Raw genomic sequence first — 23,851 nt, forward strand, 5'->3', positions numbered from 1 at the left:
AACCGGGATCTGTTTCACCAGCATGTCCACGCGGAGACCCTGTTCATGACCGGCAGCGCGAAGGTGTTCAGGGACACCGCCCGGCACTTCCTTGACGTCGCCCGGCACGGTCCCGGCTACGTCCCCGTCCATCCGAACTATCCGCACTTCTGCACCGAGTTCCACTCCAACGACGGCATTCTCGGCGATGCGCGCGAGATCCACATCGAATACTGCGACCGGTGGGACTCATGACCCGGGGCGACAGAACCCTTCCGACAACGACGTTCTACGATCCCGGCCGCCGGTGCCGGCGACATCTACGGCGTCTCCTTCCTCATCGACAACGAGGACGAAGACCCTCGCCAGCCAACCCTGACGGTGGGCTACAACACTGAAGCTCAGGTTCGACGCAGCATCCAGGCCGCCTCTGACCAGGCAGAAGCCCGCTGAAGATCAGCGTTTTGGCAGACGGCCCGAGCGATGAGCCATGCACGATGACTTTCCGAGCGTCCCGGGGTTCGAGGACGTCAGTCCGGAGCTGCACTGGACAGGCCAGAGTGTCATCAAGCCTGCGACCGTCGCGAGCGGCAGTGCCGACTTGGGATCAGTCGACTCCCTGACCAGTGTCGACAGCAGCTACACGATCCTGGGCGACTGGGGTGAGATCAATCTGTGGGTCGTGGCTGGCACGAATACTGTGCCGGAGCCGTTCCAAAGCCCGTACATCGGGCTGAGCCCGGGCGCCTTCGGCTACCGGCTCCCTGAGCTGAGTGGTCGGCCGATGAAGGACTCGGGGCCGAAGCGGCCCCACGCCACGAAGGCGGCCAGGGGTGAGATGGACCAGGGCGCCCACGATAGTCAGGTTCTCGCCATGGCGGAGGCGCGTGATCACCGCACCGCCGAATGGCGACTCTGGGCGGGTGGCGGCCAATGGCACCAGAACCGGTGCGATGTCTGGCAGGGCGGGCAGGACCAGGCCCGTCGTGGACAGGAGCTCAAGGGCGCCGATGGCCTGGAGGCGCCGGGGCTGAAGTCGTCGACCCATTGGGTGGCGGTGCCCATGCCGGCCGTCTTCTCCTTGGGCACGAGCATCTGGGCACTGCCGGCCAGCCAGACAGTGGCCAGCCGTGATCCACCGCGTGAGGTTCATCATCAGCTCCTTGATCGAGGATTGCCCGCACCCCTGTGACGAGACCGCAACCCCGCCGGTGCATCTCCGAACACCCCGGCAGCGGGCAGACGTGGGTCACACGCGTCCGTGTCACAGGGCGTCGGGCTACCTCGTCTCAGGGGGTGTAGCCACTGACGAACACGGAGGAGCACACGATGGACGCGCGACTGAACTACTTCGCCGGCCCGAACCCCAGCAAGGCCCTCAAACACTTCATGTCGGCGGGCAAGGCGCTCAAGGAATCCCCGCTGCCGGCCGCGACGCAGGAGTTGGTGGCGTTGCGCGTGAGTCAGATCAACGGCTGCGCCGTCTGCATCGACATGCACACAAAGGAGGCCGCCGCTGCCGGGGAGGCCCCGGTGCGGCTGAACCTGGTTGCGGCGTGGCGAGAGGCCACGGTCTTCACCGAGGCTGAACGCGTCGCGCTGGAGCTGGCGGAGCAGGGGACCCGGGTCGCGGACGCGGTCGGCGGGGTCAGCGACGAGGTATGGGCGCGTGCCGCCGAGCACTACGACGAGGAGCAGCTCACCGCCCTGGTGATCCTGGTGTCCTTCATGAACACGGTGAACCGGCTGAACATCATCACCCAGCAGCCGGCCGGCGACTACGAGGTCGGCCAGTTCCACTGATCGGTCGTCGGCAACCGGCCCGGACCCGAGCGGCGGGCTCCGGGCTCCCGGCCCATGGGGCCTTGCTCTGAGCCAACGGTGGACCGGATGATCACCAGGACATGCCCGCGTCGACGAGTACGGCCGGGCGGGAGGACTGCAAGGGGGAGTCGGCGTGAGCAAGGTCGAGGAGTTCGAGGAGCTGCGACCGCTGCTGTTCTCGATCGCCTATCGGATTCTGGGCAGCGTGGGTGAGGCCGAGGACGCGGTACAGGAGACCTGGCTGCGCTTCGACGGCTCGGCGACCCGGCCCACGTCGACCAAGGCCTTCCTGTCCGCCACGGTGACGCGGATCTCGATCGACGTGCTGCGCTCCGCACGGGTGAGGCGGGAGGAGTATGTCGGGCCGTGGTTCCCCGAGCCGCTGCTCACCGATCCCTATCAGGATCCGGCACGCTCAGCGGAACTGGCCGACTCTGTGTCGATGGCGGCGCTGCTGCTCCTGGAGCGGCTCAGTCCGCTGGAGCGGTCGGTGTTCGTGTTGCGGGAGGTGTTCGGCTTCGGCTTCGACGAGGTCGCCGCGGCGTTGGAGCGGTCGGAGGCGGCGTGCCGGCAGCTGCTGGTACGGGCGCGGCGGCACATGCAGGCCGGACGGCCACGGTTCGAAGCGGACCGCCAGGAGCGGCAGGAGCTGGCGACGCGATTCCTCGACGCCCTCCGCGAAGGCGATGTCGTCGGCCTGCGGGATCTGCTCGCCGCCGACGTGTCGATGGTCGGGGACGGCGGCGGCAAGGCCCCGCAGCTGGCCAGGGCCGTCATCGGCGCCGAGAACGTGGCCCGGCTGCTCGCCTCCGTCTTCCCATGGATGGCCCGGATCGAGGTGACCTTCGAGCCGCACGAGGTCAACGGCCAGCCCGGAGCGATCTTCCGCGACCGGGACGGCAACGTGCTCCACATCTTGGCCCTGGAGGTGCTCGATGGGCAGATCCAGACCATCCGCTCGGTGATCAACCCCGACAAGCTCGGCCACCTCGGGCCGGTCGCTGACGCCTGGGCTGTCGACCGCGAGGTGAAGCAGGCCCGCCAGCAGACGAAATGACCTCGGAACTGGCGTGGGCGGTCGGCTCGTTCACCGGCAGCTCATGTCATCCGCAGGGTGGCCGGCTCGCCTATCCGGCGAGGTTGAGGTTGTGCCGACGGGCTGTGTCGCGCATCGCGTGGTGCACGCCGTCGCCGCGGAGGTGGCAGTCGCGCAAGATCTTCCAGGTCTTCATGCGGGCAAAGACGTGGTCGACGCGGGCCCGGACCTGCCTGGGGCTCTTGTTGTGCGCCTGCTTTCAGTCGGGGAGTTCTTCGTATCTCGTGGCCACGGCCCGGTGGCGCTTGAGGCGGTTGATCCCGCACTCGACCGGGTGGCGCTCTCGGTGGTCGGCCTTGTCGCACTTCGGCGGACGGCCACCGCGGGTGCCCAGTTTCCTGCGGTTGCGGATCTGGTCGGACTTCTCCGGAATCGTGCAGCGGATCCCGCGTTTGCGCAGGTAGTCGCGGTTGGTTCGGGACCCGTAGGCTCTATCGGCCCGCACCCGGTCCGGTCGGCGGCGCGGCCTGTCGACGCCTGTGCGGGGCACTCGGATGCGCTCCAGGACGGGCTGGAACTGGGGGCTGTCGTGCCGCTGACCGGCGGTGACCAGGAAGGACAGCGGCTTCTGTCCGTGCTCGAACGCGAGGTGCACCTTCGTGGTCAGTCCACCGCGTGAGCGTCTGAGCCCGTGGTCGGCGGGCTCGTCTGCGACTCCGCCTGGTTTGTCCCGCTGCAGATCCCCCTCTTGCGGGCACCAGCAGCATGCTGATGCGCCCGCGCGACCGTGGAATCCACGCTTACGTCCCAGATGATCAGGCCTTTCGTGTCAGCCTCGGTCTGCAGCTGGGTGAGGATCCGGCACCAGATGCCATCGCGTTGCCAGCGCCGGAAGAGTCCGTAGACGGTCTCCCACTCGCCGTAGCGGGCAGGGACATCACGCCAGGGCCCACCGGTCCGCGTCCGCCACCGTATGCCGTTGATCAGCTGCCGCTTCGACCAGACCGGAGGCCGCCCCGGCTTCTTGCCTACCGGTAACAGCGGCTCCAGCCTGGCCCATTGCTCGCCCGTCAGATCTCCACGTCCCACGAGTGGATCATGACAAGACTTGATCCACTGCTGAAGCACGCCCTAGTTGGATTCACCCAGGCTGGAGCCAAATGGCGCCGCCCTCAGGCCTGTCCCGTAAATGATCTTGGACTTGCCTGCTCACCGTGTCGGCGTTCGCGTGAAAGCATCCAGCCCGGTACGCGGTTACGTACCCAGGAAGTTCGATCCCGCCCGGCACCGGGGCTGCCTGATGCCGGCTCTTTCGAAACGGCTGTGCTGGTCGTGAGAGAGGGGCGTCTCACCAGCTTGACCACCAGTCTTTCAAGCTCCTGCACAGGTGGTCTCGGTTTGGGCATGCTGATGACGGTGGACCGGGGGTGGCGACGATGCGGCGTAGGCAGGGTGCGTGGGCTGGGTCGACCGTGACGGGGGCTGCCGCAGTCGTGACGGCGGGGCTGGGGCTGGTGACCAACTACGCCAGTGCCGCCGTACCAGGATGGGCGGCTCACGCGTGGGTAATCTGGCCGCTGTTCGCCGTGCTGGTGTTGGCCGGCATCGGGCTGGTGTTGTGGAACCGGCGGCTGGATGTTGCAACAAGACCGCTGGCGCGGCTGGGACGGGTGGGCCGATCGGGCAGGGGCCGGCATGATTCCTTGCACCCTCCACATGTGGAGCGCGTGCGCGGACGTGAAACCGAGCTGGCCGAGCTGGCAGGCATGCTGCGGCGGCCACGAGGGCGGTTCGCGGTGTTGTGCGCGGCCGGCGGAATGGGCAAAACAACGGTAGCCGCGCAGTTCGCCTCGCAGGCCAACGCGGCTGGCTGGCGAGTCTTTTGGGTGCGCTGGCGCGATTCCGCCGAGCTGGCGCAGCAGATGGTGCAGACAGCACTGGCTTGTGGGCTGCCCGAGGCAGAGTTGGAGTCCGCGCGGGCCGGGCGGGCGAGTCTGCCCGATACAGTGTGGCGGCAGTTGGGCCGGGCCCGGCGGTGGCTGCTGGTGGTGGACAACGCCGACGAGCCGCAAGAGATCGGCCCGGCAGGGGAACCGTTGGCCGATTACCGCGGTTGGATCCGCCCACACGGCCGAGGCCTGCTGGTGATGACCAGCCGAGATTGCAGCCCGCAGACATGGGGGCCGCGTGCCCGTCTACTGCCCTTGAAGCCGCTGCCCGCACAGTCTGCAGGCCAGATCCTGGTCGACGCTGCTCCCACAGCTGGCACAGCCCAGCAGGCTCGGGACCTGGCCATGCGGCTGGGCGGGCTTCCGCTGGCGCTGCACGCGGCCGGTACTTACCTGGCCGGGCCTACCAGCCGCTACCGCACCTTCACCACCTACCGCCAAGCCCTGGAGCATGAACTGCCCCTTCTGCTGGGAGCCGAACACCCGGACGCCTCTCATCCGCGAGTCGCGCGCACTGTGGTGCGGCACACCTGGGAGGTGTCCCTGGACCAGCTCGCCCGGGAAGGCAACGCTTTGGCCCGCCCCGTGTTGCGACTACTAGCCGTAATGGCCGAAGCTCCCGTCCCGCTGTCCCTCATCACCCCGGACCTGCTGTCTGCCGTCACGGGAGACGACGTCACCTTCCCAGCGTTGGAGGCTGCGTTTGCCGGCCTGCACCGGTACGGCCTGCTTGACCTTCCTCACTCTCCCGGCAACGCCGGGCAGGCATCGGGCATCAGCGATCCGGCGCAGGTGGTGCTGCACCCTTTGATCAGGGAGATCAATGCCGTCGCTCTGGCGGCCGGGGCATCCCATCTCGCCACGTGGCAGCGAGCCCTTGCCGAGCGGTTGACCGCGGCCGTGCACGAGGTGGACGAGCAGGGGCGCGCCGGTTGGCCTGCCGCCGTACTCCTCGCCCCTCACCTGCCCATGCTGCTCGACCTCCCTGACCCTTGCTTCTCCGCACATCACCGCACCGCTCTCGGCACGCTCGCGCAAGTGCTGGAGCACGCCGGCGCCTTCGGTGCAGCCCGTCTTCTCCAGGAACGCCTCCTCGACTTCGAGAGCCGCACCCTGGGCCCCCAGCACCCCGACACCTTGACCAGCCGCAACCACCTGGCCAACGCCTTGTTCGGAATGGGCGAGCCAGTTGAGGCGATACTGCTGCTCCGGCAGACCCTGGAGGACCGTAGCCGTGTCCTGGGCCCCGCGCACCCTGACACTCTGATCAGCCGTCATGACCTCGCCTGTGCCCTGGACGGGACGGGTCAGCATGCAGAAGCGGTGTCCTTGCTGCGGCACACCCTCGCCGACCGTGCCCGTGTGCTGGGAGTCTTGCATCCGCACACCCTGGCCAGCCGTGACAGCCTCGGTCTCGCCCTGGACGGGATGGGCGAGCATGCGGAGGCGGTCCGCCTGCACAGGCAGACCGTTGACGACCGCATCCGTGTGCTGGGCCCCGAACATCACCTCACCTTGCTCAGCCGCCACAACCTCGCCAGCGCACTGGCCAGGATGGGCGAGCATGCGGAGGCGGAACGGCTACTGCAGGAGGTTCTTGATGACCACGCCCGTGTGCTGGGAGTCTTGCATCCGCACACCCTGGCCAGTCGTGACAGCCTCGGTCTCGCCCTGGACGGGATGGGCGAGCATGCGGAGGCGGTCCGCCTGCACAGGCAGACCGTTGACGACCGCATCCGTGTGCTGGGCCTCAACCACCCCGATACCCTGACCAGCCGCCACAACCTCGCCAGCGCACTGGCCAGGATGGGCGAGCAGGAAGAGGCGGTACGCCTGCTGCGACAGACCCTCGCTGACCGCGTCCGTGTGCTGGGCCCTGAGCACCCGCACACCGTGCGCGCCCGCGACGACCTGGAGACAGCTTCGGCTGCCTGGCGTGCTGCACGACGGCGACAGACCTGGTTGCGCCCCTCGCGACGCTAGGAGCCGCCCCCACAGGCATCTCGTTGGGCCCGCCCGTGACTTCGTGCGGGCCGAGCACTGCGTGGTGGACGCCGTCGCCTTTCACGCTGCAGTCACGACGGATCTTCCAGCTCTTCATGCGGGCGAAGACGTGCTCGACGCGGGCTCGGACTTGGCGGTGGGAGGCGTTGTGTTCCTCTTTCCAGTCCTGGAGTCGGGTCTGACGGGCTCACGGCGGTGCGGGATGACCAGACCGGTGCCTCGGTAGCCGCCGTCCGCGATCACTGCGGCTGCTACCGAGGCACCGGCCTGGTGATTCGTGGAGTACCGATAGTCCTTCGGCTGCTCGGCGTCGGTGTGGTCAGGGGTGGGAACCAAGGTGCCGTCCACGAACAGCACAGTGTCCCTGCGGAACCGGTTGCGCGGTTGGAGTGCGAGCGACGTTGCAAGGTGGTCGAGGATGCGGCCGGCTGCCGATTTCGAGACCCCGAACAGTCGTTCCCGGGCGTCAGCCCTCCGCGCTGGGAGCAGGGCAGCCCCGAGCCCGTGCCGTGGGGCGGCTGGGCGAGAACTCGCCGCTCCTCGGCTTCTGCAGTCGAACTCTCAGCCGATGCCACCAGGGCTGCGGATCATCCGGCTGCACAGGCGCGTCCGGCAGCGCAGAGAAGACGCCCGCCTTTGCCTGCCAGCTGCTGAACACGCCACGGAACGTGGGGTGTGGTTCGTGCGGTAGAGGGCCCCGCAGAGAAGCCACTGCCATCTCCTTCGCTTGGTCCGTTACCGTTAACGTGACCGTTAACGAGATTCTGGCCCAGCGGAGCGGGCTCCGTCAACGCCGCCGCCGGACGACCGGGACGCTGCAGGCCGGCGGGAACCTGGTTGACTGGGGCACAGGGCGGCACAGGAACAGAAGTGAGTGGGCAGCGTGGCCGGACAGCGGGAAACGGAAGACCAGCGGGCGCGAGGTGCGGGAACCGTCAAGCGCGTCACGCTCCGCGACGTCGCTCAGGCGGCAGGCGTGTCCCATCAGACCGTCTCCCGGGCGATCAACGGCAAGGGAGAGATCGACCCGGCGACTCAGCAACGTGTCCTCGATGTCGCAAGGCAGTTGCGGTACCGGCCCAGCCGGTTCGGCCGGGGGCTGGTCCGCCCGGACGTCGTATCCGTCGGGCTCATCGTCCCCGACGTGGTGAACCCCTTCTTCCCGGAGTTCGTGGCAGGAGTGATCGCGGCCGCGGACGAACGCGACTGGCAGGTCCTGGTGGCCAGCACCGAGAACGACCGGTCCCGGGAACTCGCCCTGGTCCGCTCACTCGGTCGGCAGGTTGACGCCCTGGTCGGCTACATCAGCCATGCCGACGCCCAACTCGAGCCGTACGTGGGCACCGTGCCGTTGGTCCTGGTGGATCGCGAGCTGGACTCGACGAACCACGCGTTGGTCCACATCGACACCGCGGCCGGGATCCGGGCCGGAATGCAGCACCTCGTCGAACGGGGTCACCGGCGGATCGGCATGATCGACTGCGAGTGCTTGAGCGCCCCGATGGTCCGGCGCCGCACTTTCCTCGAAGTCGCCGGCGAACATGCGCTGCCCGTCGACGAGGACTGGATCGTCATGGCTGAGCAGTCCCCGGCCGGAGGCGGCGATGCGTTCGAGGCCCTGTACGCCGCCCGCCCGGACCTCACCGCCGTCGTTGCCTTCAACGACCTGGTTGCGATCGGCGCGCTCCGGGCTGCCCGCCGGCTCGGCGTGCGCGTGCCGGACGACTGCGCATTGGTCGGCTACGACGGGCTGAGCGTCGTCGACCTGGTGGACCCGCCACTGACCACCCTCCATCTCGACAAGCGGCGGCTGGGCGAGCTGGCCATCCATCAAGTCGGGCGACTCCTCGCCGGCGAACAGCCACCCCCTATCGTCCTGACACCGAACCTGACCGTCCGAGGCACGACGTGACCCACCGCCCGCCCGCCGCGTGACCCTGGACTTGGACAGGGCAACGCGAGCCACGGCCTTGGGACTTCGGGCCGTGGCCCTCACAGCCGTGGGATGCGGGCGTACAACCGGTTGATCTCGGCGAGCACGTGGTCCACATGCGGACGCACCTGCGCCCGCAACGCATCGCTCCAACTCTCCTCGGAATAGGGGCAGTCGAGATAGAGCTGCCGGGCGTGTTCGAGGACGGGGCGGAGTTCGGGCGGGAGTTGGGCGAGGGCCCAGTCTGCGGCGGCGTCCTTCGACTTGATCTGTCCCGTGGCGAGCGTGGTCCAGATGCGGGCGAAGGTCAGCAGGACGTTGCGTGTGTCGCTGTTCAGGTCGTCGAGCAGGCCGGGGATGCCCGCCACGCTCGCCCGGATCAGGTCGGTCTGCGGAACGGGGTCGAGGGCGTCGGCGGGGCGGGGGCCAGTGAGGGGGTGGTCGCCCGCCAGCGCCATGGTGATCAGCAGGGCCAGATCGGGCATCGGCTCCGGCTGGGGGACCTGGCCGGACTCGTACTCGGTGCGCAGCCACTCGCCGTAGAGGAAGTCGCCGGTCGGCGGATACCGCCACGGCCGTACCTCGGACTGGACGATCACGGTGAGTTCGACCGGGCGGGCGTTGTTCCGGGAGCCGGAGATCTGAAGCAGTCCATCGAGGAGTGCCCGTCGCTCCTGCTCGTGCATGCGCCGCCGGGAGGCGACCAGCACGTCCAGATCGCTGGCCGGCCTGAGTTCCCCGAGTACGGAGGAGCCGTGGAGGTAGGTGCCGATGACGTCCGGGCCCAGCACATCGTCGACCAGCCCCACGATCTGCTGCGTCTGATCCACTGGACCAGTGTCAGGATCGACCTTCACCCACGGCAGCCCCTCGAACTGCGCGATGATCCGGCTCCAACCGCCGCTTCGCGCACCGCCGGTGGGAGCCGCGTCGTCGAGCCAGATCTCCGTGCCCGGCGGAAGATCCTCCGGTCCGCGCTCGGTGCCGATGGTGAGGGTGAACTCCGGGTCATCAGGGCTGCTGCGGCTGTAGTACGTGTCTGCCTCGCGCCAGGCTTCCAGGCCGAAGTCCGCAAGAATCGCCCGCCCATGGCGGCCCTCGGGAAAGAGCAGGAGCAGAGTGTCGCCGCGCACGGGCACGTCGGTGTCAGCGACGCGGGCGGCCAGCGCTTTGATGGGGACGGCGGGCTCGACCTGGAGACCGAAGCCGGTGCGGTGCGAGCCGGTCACGGTCACGATGTGGTACGGCACACCGCATCTTCCCACTCGCCCGGGGCTTTCCACCGAGCCGGGTGCCGGCGACCGATCCGTGGTCGTGACATCGCGTCGCCTCGGGCGAGCATGCTCCATACGCCCCATACGCCCCGCACGGTCACGAGACGCGTGCCGCCGCGGCGCGAGCCAGGGCAAGGGTGCGGGAACGGGCGGGCGCCACGGGGCTGCCCGCTTCGCCGAGGACGATCAGAGTCCTGTCAACGACCGCGATGACCAGGGTCTCCTGAACGGTGAACGTGTCACCGGTGACAGTCACCGTCGCGTGCCACGAAGCGTCGCCGATTCCCGCCGACCCCCGCGCCACCACCTTCTCCGTGCCGCTCATGCCGTCATTCCAGCCGATGCCGAACTCCGTGCACCCCGACAGCACGTCCGCGGCCTGCTGAAGGTCCTTCCGTGCCCCGGTGCCCGGCAGTCGGCGCAGCACCTCCTGCAGGAACGGCCCGCTCCGGCTCATCGCGAACGTTGCGCGGGCCTCGACCGCGCCCGGCCTGGAACTGCGGTAGGACTCCAGGGAGTTGAGCATGGCGAGGCAGTCGGTCCGGTCGGAACGGGTCGGTGGATCGTTGCGCAGGTCGGTCTTCACATAGCCGGAGGGCAGCAGGCTCGTCGTGAGGAGGGCCGCGGAGAGATCCGCGACCGCGGGCGGACCGTCCGGGGCCGGGTCGGTCCTTCCGCCCGGCGTCCCGCCTGCACCCCTGCTGGGTCCGTCCGTCTCACCGGAACCGCCTGCGCCCGAGGAACCGGAGCCGCCCGCCGTGCCGCCGTCGGTCGTGGAGCCACTCGGCGTCCTTGCGGGCGGGGGAGAAGCGGAGGACGTCGTGGGGGAAGGCGAGGCGGAGTGGGACGCGGAGGGAATCGGCGGAAGGGACAGCTTCGAGTCCGTGGGTACGACGGTGTCGGCACGGTCGTCCGCGCCGTGGCCGCACGCGGTGAGCACCGTGGCCAGCAGCACCGCGACGACCGACACGGCGGCCCGTCGGCGAGTGACGCGGACGCGAGCGTGGCCGTTCGTCGCGGTGAGCGTGTCGTCCACGTGAGCCTCCTGCGAGCCGGTCGATTCGTCCGCCGGTGCGGATCAGCGGTGATAGCGGAAAAACAGGTCGCAGCGGAGCACGGAGGCGACGACCGCGTCGAGGTCCACGGGTCCCGACGGATCACGCAGCAGCACCCGGGACGCGGACCGCAGGACCGGGTCGTCCACCGCGCCCAGCAGCCCGGCCGTCTCGGCGCGGCGCGCGGGATCGGCGAAGGCGGCGGTGCCTTCGAGGGTCAGCGCTCGGCACACGACGGCCCGGTCCGCGCGCATCGCGGGTGTGCGTTCGGACTCGGGTGGCAGGTCGGGGAGCTCACCGAGCGGCACGGTCCGGTCCTCCCCACCGGCGGTCCTCGGCGCGGGTGGGGCGGTCGCCGTCCGACCGGAGGACCGCGACACGACCGGCGCGCTGAACTCACCGCCGATCGCCGCCCACCCGGCCCCCGCACCGACGAGACATCCGGCGACCACGAGCGTCGCAAGGCGGCGACTCGCTCCGGCGCCAGGAAACCGTCGTACGACTGCCTTCCTCTGCGCCGCGACCGGGGTTCGCGACCGGGCGACCGAGGTTCGTACGCGAGCGGCGAGCTGAGGAGTGAGCGCGCCGACGACCGTGACCGCGCTACCGGTCACCCACCAGGGGGTGTCGAACACGCCCCACCGGGTGTCGGCCCCGGCGGCGGTCAGGCGGGCGAGGTAGAACCAACTGCCCAGCGGTACGGCGGTCAGCAGCCCGGCGAGAACGACTGCCCCCGCGCAGGCGGGCGCCGAGCCCGGTCCGCGGACGCTGGCTCGCAGGGCGCGGGCGAGACTCGTGTTCCACAGGGCGAGCAGGGCGCCGCCGGCCATCAGGAGTACTGCCAGGGCTGCCACTTGGGTGCCGGGCGCGTCGGTGAGGGAGAGGGATGTGGCCAGCCCGTCGGCCGTCCCGGTGTCCTGAACCCAGTTGCCCGCGGCCCGCCCGGACAGCTGACTGCCGACCAGCACGCCGAGCCCGAGCGCGCCTCCGGCCGTCGCCGCGCGCCGTAAGGAGGCGTCGCGGTGCCCCACGGCCGCGGCACGCCACCAGCCCACCGTCACCACCGCGGCCACGGCCCAGCCGGTCAGCAAACCTGCGAGCGTGTAGGCGAGTTGGGTTCGCCAGGGCATCAACGCGGCGATCAGCAGGGCGAGGTCGGTGAACAGCAGCCCCGCGGCCAAGCCGGTGACCAGGCAGACGAACCACGACAACCCCCAGGTCCGCGCCGGATCTTGGAGCACTTCGAGGCGCCTGGCGGAGGTCGGGTGGGTGGCCAGCCCCAGAGCGGCCGCAAGCCGCGCACGGCGTGAGGGCGCGTGGGCGGCACTGATGTAGTCGGCCATCGCACCCGGAGGGGCGTCCGCAGCCGCGTCCGCGCCGAGGTCGGCGTCGTGCTCCCGGGCCTGCAGCACCGCGCAGAGGCTGACGCCCACGATCGCCAGGATGACGGTCAACCGCACCAGCAGCCCGGTCCCCAGGGGACGGGGAGTGAGAATCAGGGACACAGCCATGGGTACGGTGCAGGCGAGGAGCAGGACCCACCACGCGGCGCTCGCCAGCCGCACCCGCCCCACGTCCCGCAGTCGCAGATGCGCCAGCTCGTGCCGGAACATCGCCTCCACCCAGGCGTCCGGGAGGCTGAAGACATGTGAGTCGGCCACGATCCACGGTTCGCGGCGGCTGCCCGAGGCCCGTGCCCTGACCCCGATGCGCCGTCCACGGACCCACAGGACCGGCCGCGGACTTGTCGCCTCGGGCAGTACGGCGTCCAGGCGTGGACGGAGTGTCGGTGCGTCGGGTCGGTCGGGCCTGTCGGGCCGGGCCCGCCACAGCCACAGGCTCAGTCGGCGCCCGGCGGCCCGCCACAGCAGGGCGAGCGCCAGCAGGGCGAGGGGGCCGCACAGCACCACCGCGGACTGGGCTAGTCGTACGTCGTTGACGCAGCCGGTGAACCGGTTGAGCACCTCGTCGGGTGCACCGGCCCGGGCAGGCAGACAACCGAGCTGGGCGGCCCGCCAGTTGCCCCGCTGAAGAACCAGCCACCACCAGGTCGCGAAGGAGGCCCCGGCGCAGGCGACGAGGCTCAGCAGCGTCAGACGGGTCGTGGTCGGCAGGGGAAGCCGGCTGGACAGAAGGGCTCGGGTGACGTCCACTGCGGTGGGGGCGCCCGGGGGGCTGCTCACGACGGTGGTGTGCCGGTGGCTCCCGGCGCGGATTCGGGGTCGGCGGGGACGCCCGGTCGTGACGAGTCGTTCGTCTGCGCGGCACTCTGCGAGGAGGGTGCCGCGTCCCCTTGGACCACGGCCAGCACGATGATCCGGGCGCAGGCGTCGGCTTCGGTCGCCGCCAGACCCGCTGTGCGCCCCTGTGCCAGTGCCCACTCCATGAGCTGCTGTGGCGTCAGGTCGCCCAGTTCCGGCAGGGTGTTGGGCAGTGCGGCGCGCCGCCCCTCTGCCTGCGCGCCGCGCTCGCGCCGACGCCGCCACCATCGGGACAACCGGCTGCCGCCCGCGCGAATGCGCCCGGACGCGAGGTCGGCGAGGACCTGCGCGACCACGGCGACCAGCACCGGCAGCAGGACGGCCGTCTCGACACCGGCACCGAGCGGGTCCCCGGCCGACCGGTGCAAGGGCTGCGGCGGATGGGGCCGGGCGACGTATGCCCGGCAGGTCACGTCCAGTTTCTCCAGTTCGGACGGTGCGAGTGCGCGTACCACGTCCCGCAGCACGTCCTGCCCTGTGCGTCGGTGCATGAGAAACCTCCCGACAAGATGAGAGCGGTGTGCCCGGAGTCAGTTCCGGCGCAGCCGCCTGGTCACGGTGAACGCGAAACCGCCGACGCATACGAGAACGAACGCGGCCGTGCCCACGATGACCGCGAGTCGGGGTACACCGCTGTCGGCGAGCTGGTCCCCGCCACCGTCGGCGGGCAAGGCGGAAGCCTCGGCACCGGAAGAGCCGGAGGCCGAGGGTGACAGGGAAACGGAGGCGGACGCGCCGCCGGTCGGCTTCGAGGTTCTGCTCGCGGAGGCGCTGGGCGACTGCGTCGGGGTCGAGGTCGGTGTGGGCGTGCCGCTCGCTTCGGCGACGACGCTGTAGGACGCCTTTGCGTCCATCAGGGGAACGGGCTCCGCATCGGGAACGGGCTGCAAAAGGCCTTGGGTCACGAACTGCAGGGTGGTCGCGGGCGACACCTCGGCGGCGATCGAGACACGCAGTCCGATCCTGGCCGTCTGTCCAGCGGGAAGGGAGCCCACGGAGGGCAGCCCTTCGTCCGTGCTCAGATAGCCGCTCAACGCGGTTTCGCCTGCCGTCAGTTCGACGCTTCGCCACCTGGCTGAAGCCGCGTCGAACCACTCGATGCGGATCTGATCCGGCGTCAGCTTCGCTGCCGGCGGGGCGAGTCGGGCCCCGACCGCGACGATGAAGCTGTCGGTGATGTCGGTGTCCAGCGAGTTGTGAAACAGGGCGTCGATGCTCAGCGACTTGCCGCCGGGCACCAACTCGCCTTCGCCGGGCGCGAGTTCGGCACGCGGTGCGGTCGGATCCGCCGCCTGGGCGGATGTGGCGGCCATCGCCGGGACGAAGAGAAGGGAGACACCCAAGAGGGCTGCAGAAAACAATCCACGGCGCACATCGACCAGCTCCCCCTGCACGCGCGCCCCCAGCGCGCTTCCTGGCGTGACCCATGCAAGTTTAAGGATGAAAGCGTTAAATATGCTCTTCTCTGTTGATTCGATCAATAAGGAAATGAATTGATCGCATCCGTAAGGCGGAACCGGCTCGGATGGCGTGGGGTATCAGCCCTCAACACAGGCGCGGGTAGGGGCAGCTGGGGGCCTCTCGAGCGGGGGGGGGGCGTCATCGCCGGTCGAGGTACTGATCGAGGGCGGCCAGGATGTCGTTGACGGCGCCGAACGTGATCACGGCGGTTGTTCCGCCCGCGATCTCGTCGCGCAGGGCGGAGAGGGCGTCGCGCGCTTGTGCGGCCAGTGATTCGTCGTGGAGCAGGATCGCCGTGTGTGCGTTGACGGCCCAGAGCGAGTCGTACAGGTGGTCAGCGGGGGGCGTAGGCAGGGTGGCGGCCGCGTGGCGGGCCGCTTCGAGGTTGCCGTCGGCCAGGTGGAGGAGGGGCTGAGTCCAGGGACGGTAGGGGCCCCAGTCGAGGTCGGGGTCGGTCGGCGCGGGACGTCGGTGGCGGATGCGGAGTGAGAGAAGCGCGAGCGGGAAGATGCCGGCTTCGATCCCGGGCATGCCGGCGCCGGCGAGATCGGTGGCTACGGTGCGATAGGCGTGAGCGACTTCGGCGGGGTCGTTCGATCGTTCTGCCAGTTGCATGGTCCGGAAAGCGGCGGTGAGAACGTGAACGAGCGGCGCCTCGTGGATGGTGGCGAGTTGTTCGGCCGCTTCGACGTGGCGCTGAGCGGTCTCAGCGACGCCACGGGCTGCGTAGACCTGGATCTTGATCAGATGGCCGAGGATCTCGAACATCGGGAGATCGTGTCGCGTGGAGAGATCGATGAGCTCATCGGCGATCACGTCGCGTTCGCCGGTGCGCCCGGGGTGCTGGAAGGACTGCACGAATCTGGCGTTGAGGGCGAGGACCAGCACATTGGGGTCGTGCAGGTCTCGGGCGAGTCGTTCGGCTTCGGTCGCCGCCTCGGCGGCCCAGCGGTCGCGGGAGCCGCGATGCTCAAGCCCGATGGTGGCGAGGAGACGCGCGCGGAGCGCGGGTGGGGCCCCCGATCCGAGACGGTGCAGAGTGCGTCGGGTGGTCGCGACGAGGGCCTCGGACTGTTCGGGATCGTCGGCGCGCGTCCAGATCGTGGGGACGTCGTAGGCCGCGATCACGCGCGCGGTCAGACTGGGGTCTCCGGTCCGCTCCGCTTCCGCGGCTGCCGCCGCGCGTTGCTGCTGGGCGAGGACCAGGTTGGTGCCGCCTGTCACCGCGGCGGCCTTGGCGACGGTGCTCATCGAGCGCAGCCGGGTGTAGGTCCCGGTCGCTTCCGTGCGCGTGAGCAGGCGTAGCCGGTCCTCGTCCCGGGGCGCGGGCGTGAGGTGCGGAGCGCGTCGGAGGATGTCACGTTCGAGATGGTCGAGACCGTCCACCGATTCCAGCCCGAACTGATCCAGCAGCCTGGCTCGCGCTTCACGCAGCGAGGCCAGCGCGTCGACCTGGCGGCCGTCTTGGTAGAGGGCATGGGAAAGCAGGACCCAGGCGTGCTCCCGCCACGGGTGCGCTGTCGCCAGCGCCTCCAGCTCCGGGACGAGAGACGCGCCACGTCCGAGGTCGAGCACCGCCCGGGCCCGCAGCTCGACGGCCTGACGATGAAGTTCCGACAGGCGGGCGCGCTCGGCGTTCACCCAGGCCGAGGACTCGAGGTCTGCGTACGGCTCACCCCGCCACCACGAGAGGGCTTCGCTCAGCACACCGGCAACCTCCCCGCTGGGTTGGTCGCGAACGGCGCGAAGGGCGTCCTCGAAGCGGTGGGCGTCGACGTGGGCCCGTGGAATCCCCAGGGCGTATCCGGTGCCCACGGTCTCGATGGCGTGCGACCGGGTCCGCGGAGGTCGACCGGGTTCAAGGGCGCGGCGCAGCTCGGCGACAAAGGTGCGGACCGTCCCGGCCGCTGTGGGCGGGGGGTCCTCCCAGAGATCGTCGACGAGCACCTGAAGAGGGAGGGCCCGGCCGCCGGCAGCGACCAGCCGCCCCAGAAGCTCGCGGCGGCGCAGGCTGCCGACCGCTACAGGGCGGCCCTCGGTATCCGTGACCTCGATCGGTCCGAGCACCTTGACGAGGATCTCCATGGGCTCATTGTCGTCGACTTCGTCCTGCCGCTGCTGATCCACTGCTAACCCGGCTCGCCGATCCTCCTCTCGTGCATTCGTTCATGTGCAGCGGCAGCAGCACACGAGTGGGAGAGAAGGAGACGATGACAGTGGACATCACCATCCCGGCGTTCGAGACCAGGTCGATCGGTGTGCCCGGCGGCATTGAACTGAACGCGGCGGTGGGCGGAGAAGGCCCGGCCATCGTGCTGCTCCACGGCTTTCCCCAGACCCATCTGATGTGGCGGCACGTCGCTCCCGTACTGGCCGAGCGCCACACCGTGGTCTGCCCCGATCTTCGTGGCTACGGCGCCAGCAGCAAGCCGGAAGCGGCCGCCGAGGACACCTACTCGAAGCGGACGATGGCCGCGGACATCGTCGGCCTGGCCGACGCACTCGGGTTCGACCGGTTCGCGCTGGTCGGGCACGACCGCGGCGCGCATGTCGCTTTCCGGGCCGGACTGGATCACCCGGATCGGGTCAGCCACCTGGGAATCCTGGACATCGTTCCCACTCCGGACACCTGGAACGTGCTCCACGGCGTCAGCGCGGCGGTGGCCTTCCACCTGTATCTGATGGCCCAGCCGCCCGGACTGCCCGAGCAGATGATCGCCGGCAGCGCCGACGCGTTCTTCGGCCACTTCCTCGACACCTGGTCCGTGAGCTCCGACGCGATCCCGACGGACATACGCGCGGAGTACCTTCGTGCATGCCGGGCCGCCGTGCCCTCGATCGTCGCCGACTATCGCGCGACCGCGACGGTCGACATCGAGCACGACCAGGCCGACCTCGACGCGGGAAACTGGCTCACCATGCCGGTGACGGTCGTCCAGCAGGACTGGGGCCGCCAGTTGGGCTTCGACCCCACCGCGATCTGGCGGCCGTGGGCCGACGACCTCCAGCACTTCACCACCCAGGCGGGCCACTTCATGGCCGAGGAGGCCCCGGAGGACGTTGCCACGCTGATCCTTGACTTGGTGAAGCGGTGATCGCCAGGGAGGGGCCGATGCCAGTGCGACTGGCAAGAGGGACCTGACACGCTGTCCGAGAAGGGGCTCCGGTGAGTGAAGGGCATATCCCCCCATCGGCAACGTGATCAACCGCCGCACCGTCACTGGACACCACGCTTGGGCTGGGCAAGTGCTGGGGGCGTACTTCCGGGGTGATTTATCGACCAATCACCGAGTAGGCCCGCATTCGCAGCGCGAGTAAGAGCCCGCGCAGATAGGCGGCGTGGAAAGCCTCAGCATCAAGGTGGGCACAGGCCCAGTGAATATTGAGTTGCGACGCTCTGTGACCGTTGGCGAGACCTGTGCGCATCCTTCGTTTCAGGTCGCCTGCGTGGCCAGCCTGCGCAAGGCCCGCACGGCAGGTGATCCGGGGTCGGCCGTCATCAGGACAACCTCCTGGTCATTCTCGGGCACGAGCAGGACGTCGCAGTTCAACCGCAGCGCACCGGCCTCTGGATGGTCCAGGGTCTTGGTGCGATGCCCGGGAGCGTGGACCGGACGCGCCTCCCAGATCTGCCGGAACTCCTCACTGCCGGCGTGCAGTTCGGCCAGCAGCGCGGCCAGCTGCGGGTCATGCGGGTAGCGGTCCGCGGCCCGGCGCAGCCGCGCCACCACGATGTGCCCGAATTCCTCGGCGCTGGAGCTCTCGTACGTCCGCCCCTGGCCCAGGAAGCGGCGTCGGGCCAGGTTCGTCGTCCCGCCTCCAAGGTCGGCGCCGAGCAGTGCCCGGGCCAGGGGGTTCCAGGCGACAACGTCGTACGCCGCGTCAGTGACGATGGCACCGGTCTCCGGCAGCCGCTCCAGCATCCGGGCCACGTGCGGGCGCACCCGCCGCACGGCGCTGATGCCGGGCGGCGCGGTCGAACCCGCCAGGTGGAACAGATGGCTGCGCTCGGCCGGCGTGAGCCGGAGCGCGCGGGCCAGCGCGTCCAGGATCCGGGCCGATGGCCGCGGCCCCCGGGCCTGCTCCAGCCGCGTGTAGTAGTCGACCGACATGTGGGCGAGCTCCGCCACCTCTTCGCGGCGCAGACCCGGTGTGCGGCGGTCGGTGCCCGTCGCAGCCAGGCCGATCTCGTGCGGACGCAGGGCCGCCCGGCGGTCCCGCAGGTAGCGGGCCAGCTCCTGCCGCGCCATGTCGCCTCCTCCCACTGCCTGGTACAGGCTGTCCCTGGCAGGGCACCCACGACCAGGGAAGTGTGGTTGCCATGAATGAACGCACAGCTCTGGTCACCGGTGCCAACAAGGGCATCGGCAAGCATATCGCCCGGCTGCTCGCTGCCGAGGGCCTCACCGTGTACGTGGGCTCCCGTGACCCCGGGCGCGGGCAACGGGCCGTCGAGGAGATCGGAGTCGGCGCCCGTCTGCTGGTCCTCGACGTGACAGATCCCGACGGCGTCGCACAGGCCGCGGCTCAGATGGACCGCTTGGACGTGCTGGTCAACAACGCCGGCATCTCGCCGTCACTCGCCCCGCCGACCGACACCGGCGTTGAGGAGTACCGGCGCACATACGAGACCAATGTGGTCGGGGTAGTGGCGGTGACCAATGCCTTCCTGCCCGCCCTGCGCCGGTCCCCGAGCCCGCGCATAGTCAACATCTCCAGTGGCACTGCGTCGCTGACCTGGAGTACCACCCCCAACCCCCAGTTCACCCCGGGAAGCGGCGGCGGTGGCGCCTACCGGTCGTCCAAGGCCGCCCTCAATGCCCTCACCGTCCTCTACGCCCAGACGCTGGCTGAGGACGGCTTCAAGGTCAACGCGCTCGCCCCTGGCCTGCGGGCCACTGATCTCAACCTCCGGGCCGCCGCTGCCGGCGGCGACCCGGCCGAGGCTGCGCAGGGTGCCCTCCGCCTGGCCCTGCTGCCGGACGACGGCCCCACCGGTGGCTTCTTCTCCTGGGACGGAACGCCCGTGCCCTGGTGATCAGTCATGGGCGGCAGCGAGGACGGGTGTCCCATCGGTGTGTGGTCCATGCCTGCCGGATCAGACTGCGCACGGTGATGATCGTGTCGGCGAGGTCGAAGAAGGCGTCGATGACGGTGGTGCGCCGCTCGTAGCAGCGGGCGAGCCGGTAGAAGGGCGTTCTGCCAGGCGTGGGTGCGTTCGACATGCCACCTCTGACTGGCCTGGATGGGCGCCTTCTCCCCCTTGTGCGCGATGCGTCCGTGCAGGCCGCGTTCGTTGAGTAGCGCGCGGGTCTTGTCCGAGTCGTAGCCGGCGTCCAGATGCACCGTGATGTCGTCGGGTAACAGTCCCAGGTCGTTCAGACGATCCAAGGTCGGGGCGAGCAACGGGGAGTCGTGGCGGTTGGCACCGGCCAGGACACGGCCAGGCGGAATGCCGTACCCGTCCGTCATGCCCGAGCGTTTCAGGCCCTGTTTGCCGCTGTCGACCGGTGAGCGGCCGGCCACCTCGCCGCCTCCGGGCGCCTTGGTGATGGAGCCGTCCACGGCGATCTGATCGAGGACGAGGCCGACGATCCGGTCGTAGGAGTCCAGCGCGATCTGCTTGATTTGGGCGAACACGCCGAGTTGTATCCACTCATCGCGGCGACTGCGGATCGTGGTGGCCGAGCAGGTCGTGTCGGCGATCGCCTCGTAGGAGCAGCCGAAGCGCAGCAGTTGCAGCATCTTGTCGAAGATGATCCGGTCACTGAGGCGCCGGCGGTGGCAGCCGAGTGGATGGTCCGGATGGAACTGCGGCCGCTTGGGCAGCAGAGCCACGAATTGGTACCAGAGCGGTTCGGTGAGCCACGATGGCAACGCGGGCACAGGTCTCCTCAGTGGTCACAGAGCGCCGCAACTCCATGATCACCGGGACCTGTGCCCGTTCTGTTGTTGGGGTCCCCAACCGCGCCTATCCGCGCGACCTCTGAAGAAGACGCGCTTGTGTTCAGCGCAGTGAAAGCCGACGACTCCACAGAGTCCGGCTCTCTGGTCGACTAGACCCTGCGCGAGGGCGCCCGGCGGATGCTCGCCAGCCGCACTGGAGGCCGAAGCCAAGGGAGGCGGAAGAATCGTGGCGATCTGTTTCGAGCTCGTGGTGAACTTCGGCGACGACGTCGAAGCGGCACAGGCTGCCGCCCGCATCGACCCCAAGCCATGGGTGCTTCGTGCGGGCGCCCACCGCATCCCTCTCCACCGGCCGACGCTGGCGAAGGTCGGCTCATACATCGAGCTCTCGGTCCTGCCCATAGCCGTCAGCTGGAATTGCGGTCTGGACGGCAGCCTCCCCAGATTCCAGCTCATCGCAGCAGAGCTGACCGAACTGGGACACCAACTCTACGAACTGCTCGGGCAGTTCCACGGATATGTCGCCGCCAAGGTCGGCTGGGATCCGGAAGCACTCCTGGACCCTGCTGAGCTGAGGAGCGAGTGGTCAGAAGAACTGAAGGACGGCAGCATCCACGGGCTCGTGCTCTGCGAAAAGCTGCATGCCGAACTTGACCTGAGCGCCGACTACGAAGTGTTCCAGCCCGGATACCGATGGATACCGTATCGAGGGGAGGAATTGAGCGGCCTTACTGCCGACTGACGAAACATGCCTTACCCGGGCTTGTTCATCCACGCATACTGACACTCCCTCGGTTCGCCGCCCCACGGCATGACTCACATCCACCGTGTCGTAGCCGGCAACAGCGCCTGCTGCCGCTCCGGCGACTTCGCCCACGCCGTTGACGACGAGACCCGCCGTCGAGGTCAGTCGCCGGTGAGTTCCGCGAGCTGTTCGGCGGCGGTGGTGTTGCCGTGGGCGGCGAGGCGGCGTAGTTCCTTCAGGTCGTCCTGCTCGGTGGCGAGTTGGATCAGTTCGTCGGTGGCCGTGGCGTTGCCGCCGTCGGAGAGGCGTCTGAGTTCCGCGATGTCGCCCCGCTCCGAGGCGAGTTGGATCAGCTCGTCGACGGCGTCGGTGCTGCCCGTCTCCGCGAGACGGCGCAGTTCGTCGAGGTCACCCAGCTCGGAAGCGAGTTGGACGAGTTCGTCGGCGGCGTCGGCGTCCCCCGCTTCGGCGCGCTCCCGCAGCGCGGACAGGTCGGCTTCAGACATGGCGGGCAGCCTTTCCGTGGGGGTTGTCCGGGGTGGGTCGGTCGGATGGGGCGCCCGGAGTGGGCAGCCGTCCCGAGGCGCGCAGTTCGTCGCGGTGCGCGTACCACTCGTCCACCAGCCTGGGCAGGCGTTCCGCCAGGAACTCGGCCAACGCGACCATCTCCTCGAGCGGCGCGCGGCGTTCCGGTGGAGCGTCGGCGAGGAGGGCCAGCCCTTCTCGGAAGAGTGCGGCGTGTTCCTGGTGGAGGGCCGCGTCGAAGTTCTGCGGCTGGCGGTTGTCCGGGTTCAGGCTCACCCGGTCCATGCGTTCACCGGCCGTGCGGGTGCGCCGGGCCAGCCCGTAGGTCTCCAGCAGTTTGACCGCACCGGTGATGGCACTGCGGCTCGCCAGCAGGGCGTCGGCGAGTTCGTCGATGGTCTGTTGCGGCGGATCGCAGACGAGAAGGTGTCCGAGCAGTCGTCCCGCCATGGGCGGAAACCCGTACTGCCGGGCGTAGAAACGGCCCACGTGGTCGGCGAAGAGCAGCTCGGCGTCATTCGGCACATCTCGATGCTAGCAGCTCTGACTGAGATGACACTTGTTTCTGTCATTTCAGTCGGATGGAGAAGTAGGGGGAGTCTGTCGACGGAGTCACCGAAGCCCCGACGCCCTGAGCGCGGCCCCTACGGTCTCCTCGTCGATGCGGCGGCCGAGCCGCTCCAGGACGTCCTCGCCTCGCAGGAGCGTTCCGCGCTCGACGGAGCGGCGGACGCCGGTGTCGAGGTTGTGCCAGATCAGCGGGTTGGTGGTGAGGACGCGAGGATCCAGTTCCAGGCGGTGCCCGTACACGTCGCGCAGGACCAGGCAGGACGAGACGTCGTCGTAGAGCCATACGCCCGTCAGCGCGTCCGTGCGCACCGTCCGCCTGTGCCACGGACCCCGCACCTCCAGCCAGCCGGTGCCCGTGGTCACCCGGGCCGGGAGCAGGACGGTGAAGAGTGCGGCCGACAGGGCGAGCCACAGCAGGGCGCGCATGAGCGACAAGCTGCCCGCGTCCCAGTCGACCAGCAGGGACAGGGCGCCGAACAGCATGGTGCAGCTCGCCGCGAGCCGTGCACCGGCAGGCCAGTGGCGGTCGCCGGTCCGGGCCCACCGGTCGTCGGAACGTCGCATGCCGCCGACGCTAGGCGGTCCTGCGGGAGCCGGCCGCCGGCACTGACGGGGCTCTGACGCCGTACGGCCGAATCCTGACGGGGTCCTTACGCGGGTGCTGGACTCAGCCGGTGGACGCGGGAGCAGCGGGATTCATCCGGGCCGACATGTACAGCACGGGCTCTACGACGACCACGATGAAGCGATCCCCGGCAATCCCGAGGCCGGTCAGGCGAGCCCTCCGCCTGTTTCGCACCCTGCCTGGGCCGACGGGCGCCGGTGGGGGGTGCCGGGCCCGTCGGTGGTCGACCCCCTTCGACGGCCGAGCCTCAGGCGCTCAGGTGGTTCCCGTGGCAGCGCCGCAGTTCAGCATTCGCCCCGCCAGGTCGCCTTGCCGATCGTGGCGTAGATGATGTTCGCCTTGTACTGGCCCGGGCCCGGGTTGTAGTGCAGGCACAGGTGGTGGACCGACGTGGTGTAGGCGTAGACGAGTTGGATGTGGTCGGCGCCCGGGGCGACGTATCCGTTGTTGAACACGGAGCCGACGCTGTGGATCTCGCCCGACCAGTCGCCGGCCGTACTCAGCAACAGTGTGCCGCGCTGATCCGGCTCGGAGTAGGCGCAGAAGTAACCCTTCGGGCAGTTGGGCGGGTTGGGCTCGGCGGTGGCCGTGGGAGCGGTGACGACGATGCCGGCGAACGCGGCCGCCGCGGCGAGAACGCCCAAACGCTTGCGCACTGTTGCCTCTCTTCCTGCAGGAGGGACGCGGGTGGGGACGCTGCACT

At 69.4% G+C, this 23,851-nt stretch carries 21 protein-coding genes and 4 pseudogenes; 8 read left to right on the forward strand and 17 right to left on the reverse strand.

Annotated elements, in window-relative coordinates; genetic code table 11:
- Positions 1–45 precede the first annotated feature (45 nt).
- Positions 46–234: a hypothetical protein gene (locus IOD14_RS44300; protein ID WP_249125969.1), complete on the forward strand. Its 189-nt coding sequence runs from the start codon at positions 46–48 to the stop codon at positions 232–234.
- A 352-nt stretch (positions 235–586) separates the two neighbouring features.
- Here the strand turns inward: IOD14_RS44300 and IOD14_RS19580 are convergent, their stop codons facing one another.
- Complete coding sequence (locus IOD14_RS19580) at positions 587–1,135, reverse strand: DoxX family protein (protein ID WP_349252430.1); 549 nt, start codon at positions 1,133–1,135, stop codon at positions 587–589.
- Positions 1,136–1,308: 173 nt separating this feature from the next.
- Here IOD14_RS19580 and IOD14_RS19585 point away from each other — a divergent pair, with 173 nt between their 5' ends.
- Together IOD14_RS19585 and IOD14_RS19590 are read left to right on the forward strand one after the other, a co-directional pair.
- A complete protein-coding gene (locus IOD14_RS19585) occupies positions 1,309–1,782 on the forward strand; it encodes a carboxymuconolactone decarboxylase family protein (RefSeq protein ID WP_123993194.1) in 474 nt (157 codons plus the stop codon).
- Positions 1,783–1,936: 154 nt separating this feature from the next.
- The gene (locus IOD14_RS19590) at positions 1,937–2,860 is read left to right on the forward strand and encodes an RNA polymerase sigma-70 factor (RefSeq protein ID WP_212670922.1); all 924 of its coding nucleotides are present in this window, start codon (positions 1,937–1,939) and stop codon (positions 2,858–2,860) included.
- 70 nt (positions 2,861–2,930) lie between these two features.
- Here the strand turns inward: IOD14_RS19590 and IOD14_RS44305 are convergent.
- The 3 genes and pseudogenes from IOD14_RS44305 to IOD14_RS44315 form a co-directional block, all read right to left on the reverse strand.
- Positions 2,931–3,184, reverse strand: a pseudogene (locus tag IOD14_RS44305) (IS5/IS1182 family transposase); the annotation flags it as partial.
- Positions 3,165–3,494, reverse strand: a pseudogene (locus IOD14_RS44310) (transposase); the annotation flags it as partial. The pseudogenes IOD14_RS44305 and IOD14_RS44310, both read right to left, overlap by 20 nt.
- Before the next feature lie 8 nt (positions 3,495–3,502).
- Entirely contained in the window at positions 3,503–3,967 is a 465-nt protein-coding gene (locus IOD14_RS44315; protein ID WP_349252431.1) for an IS5 family transposase, read from the reverse strand.
- Between the two features lie 386 nt (positions 3,968–4,353).
- Here IOD14_RS44315 and fxsT point away from each other — a divergent pair, with 386 nt between their 5' ends.
- On the forward strand, positions 4,354–6,771 hold the full coding sequence (gene fxsT, locus IOD14_RS19600) for an FxSxx-COOH system tetratricopeptide repeat protein (protein WP_212670923.1): 2,418 nt from the start codon (positions 4,354–4,356) through the stop codon (positions 6,769–6,771).
- Positions 6,772–6,820: 49 nt separating this feature from the next.
- On the opposite strand, the pseudogene IOD14_RS19605 reads toward fxsT, so the two are convergent.
- Positions 6,821–7,245, reverse strand: a pseudogene (locus IOD14_RS19605) (transposase); the annotation flags it as partial.
- A 421-nt stretch (positions 7,246–7,666) separates the two neighbouring features.
- Between IOD14_RS19605 and IOD14_RS19610 the strand changes: the two are divergent.
- On the forward strand, positions 7,667–8,704 hold the full coding sequence (locus IOD14_RS19610; protein ID WP_212670924.1) for a LacI family DNA-binding transcriptional regulator: 1,038 nt from the start codon (positions 7,667–7,669) through the stop codon (positions 8,702–8,704).
- 80 nt (positions 8,705–8,784) lie between these two features.
- On the opposite strand, the gene IOD14_RS44320 is transcribed toward IOD14_RS19610, so the two are convergent.
- The 6 genes from IOD14_RS44320 to IOD14_RS19640 form a co-directional block, all read right to left on the reverse strand.
- The gene (locus tag IOD14_RS44320; RefSeq protein WP_249126283.1) at positions 8,785–9,555 is read right to left on the reverse strand and encodes an aminoglycoside adenylyltransferase family protein; all 771 of its coding nucleotides are present in this window, start codon (positions 9,553–9,555) and stop codon (positions 8,785–8,787) included.
- Positions 9,556–10,096: 541 nt separating this feature from the next.
- Positions 10,097–11,035, reverse strand: coding sequence for a hypothetical protein (locus IOD14_RS19620; protein WP_123993190.1), 939 nt, complete (start codon positions 11,033–11,035; stop codon positions 10,097–10,099).
- Positions 11,036–11,077: 42 nt separating this feature from the next.
- Positions 11,078–13,237 (reverse strand): M48 family metalloprotease, encoded by a 2,160-nt coding sequence (locus tag IOD14_RS19625; protein WP_212670926.1) that lies wholly within the window; start codon positions 13,235–13,237, stop codon positions 11,078–11,080.
- Positions 13,234–13,806 (reverse strand): hypothetical protein, encoded by a 573-nt coding sequence (locus IOD14_RS19630; RefSeq protein ID WP_212670927.1) that lies wholly within the window; start codon positions 13,804–13,806, stop codon positions 13,234–13,236. The genes IOD14_RS19625 and IOD14_RS19630 overlap by 4 nt, the downstream gene beginning before the upstream one ends.
- A gap of 39 nt (positions 13,807–13,845) precedes the next feature.
- The gene (locus IOD14_RS19635) at positions 13,846–14,796 is read right to left on the reverse strand and encodes a hypothetical protein (protein WP_212670928.1); all 951 of its coding nucleotides are present in this window, start codon (positions 14,794–14,796) and stop codon (positions 13,846–13,848) included.
- A gap of 118 nt (positions 14,797–14,914) precedes the next feature.
- Entirely contained in the window at positions 14,915–16,861 is a 1,947-nt protein-coding gene (locus IOD14_RS19640; RefSeq protein WP_212670929.1) for an AfsR/SARP family transcriptional regulator, read from the reverse strand.
- A gap of 125 nt (positions 16,862–16,986) precedes the next feature.
- On the opposite strand from IOD14_RS19640, the gene IOD14_RS19645 reads away from it, so the two are divergent.
- Positions 16,987–17,871, forward strand: coding sequence for an alpha/beta hydrolase (locus IOD14_RS19645; protein ID WP_212670930.1), 885 nt, complete (start codon positions 16,987–16,989; stop codon positions 17,869–17,871).
- A gap of 339 nt (positions 17,872–18,210) precedes the next feature.
- Here the strand turns inward: IOD14_RS19645 and IOD14_RS19650 are convergent, their stop codons facing one another.
- Positions 18,211–19,026 carry a helix-turn-helix transcriptional regulator gene (locus IOD14_RS19650; protein ID WP_212670931.1) on the reverse strand — a complete coding sequence of 272 codons (816 nt, stop codon included), beginning with the start codon at positions 19,024–19,026 and terminating at the stop codon, positions 18,211–18,213.
- A 71-nt stretch (positions 19,027–19,097) separates the two neighbouring features.
- Here IOD14_RS19650 and IOD14_RS19655 point away from each other — a divergent pair, with 71 nt between their 5' ends.
- Positions 19,098–19,814, forward strand: a complete 717-nt coding sequence (locus tag IOD14_RS19655; protein ID WP_212670932.1) for an SDR family oxidoreductase — start codon at positions 19,098–19,100, stop codon at positions 19,812–19,814.
- 4 nt (positions 19,815–19,818) lie between these two features.
- On the opposite strand, the pseudogene IOD14_RS19660 reads toward IOD14_RS19655, so the two are convergent.
- Positions 19,819–20,662: pseudogene (locus IOD14_RS19660) on the reverse strand (IS5 family transposase).
- A 247-nt stretch (positions 20,663–20,909) separates the two neighbouring features.
- On the opposite strand from IOD14_RS19660, the gene IOD14_RS19665 reads away from it, so the two are divergent.
- Positions 20,910–21,425, forward strand: coding sequence for a hypothetical protein (locus IOD14_RS19665; protein ID WP_123993182.1), 516 nt, complete (start codon positions 20,910–20,912; stop codon positions 21,423–21,425).
- Between the two features lie 164 nt (positions 21,426–21,589).
- Here the strand turns inward: IOD14_RS19665 and IOD14_RS19670 are convergent, their stop codons facing one another.
- The 4 genes from IOD14_RS19670 to IOD14_RS19685 form a co-directional block, all read right to left on the reverse strand.
- Entirely contained in the window at positions 21,590–21,934 is a 345-nt protein-coding gene (locus tag IOD14_RS19670) for a hypothetical protein (protein ID WP_212670933.1), read from the reverse strand.
- Positions 21,927–22,478, reverse strand: coding sequence for a MarR family transcriptional regulator (locus IOD14_RS19675; protein WP_123993181.1), 552 nt, complete (start codon positions 22,476–22,478; stop codon positions 21,927–21,929). The genes IOD14_RS19670 and IOD14_RS19675 overlap by 8 nt, the downstream gene beginning before the upstream one ends.
- An 87-nt stretch (positions 22,479–22,565) precedes the next feature.
- Positions 22,566–23,087, reverse strand: coding sequence for a hypothetical protein (locus tag IOD14_RS19680; RefSeq protein WP_212670934.1), 522 nt, complete (start codon positions 23,085–23,087; stop codon positions 22,566–22,568).
- Between the two features lie 345 nt (positions 23,088–23,432).
- Complete coding sequence (locus IOD14_RS19685) at positions 23,433–23,804, reverse strand: peptidase inhibitor family I36 protein (protein WP_123993179.1); 372 nt, start codon at positions 23,802–23,804, stop codon at positions 23,433–23,435.
- Between the last annotated feature and the right edge of the window lie 47 nt (positions 23,805–23,851).

The sequence above is a fragment of the Streptomyces sp. A2-16 genome, assembly GCF_018128905.1.
In the GTDB taxonomy this organism is placed as follows: domain Bacteria; phylum Actinomycetota; class Actinomycetes; order Streptomycetales; family Streptomycetaceae; genus Streptomyces.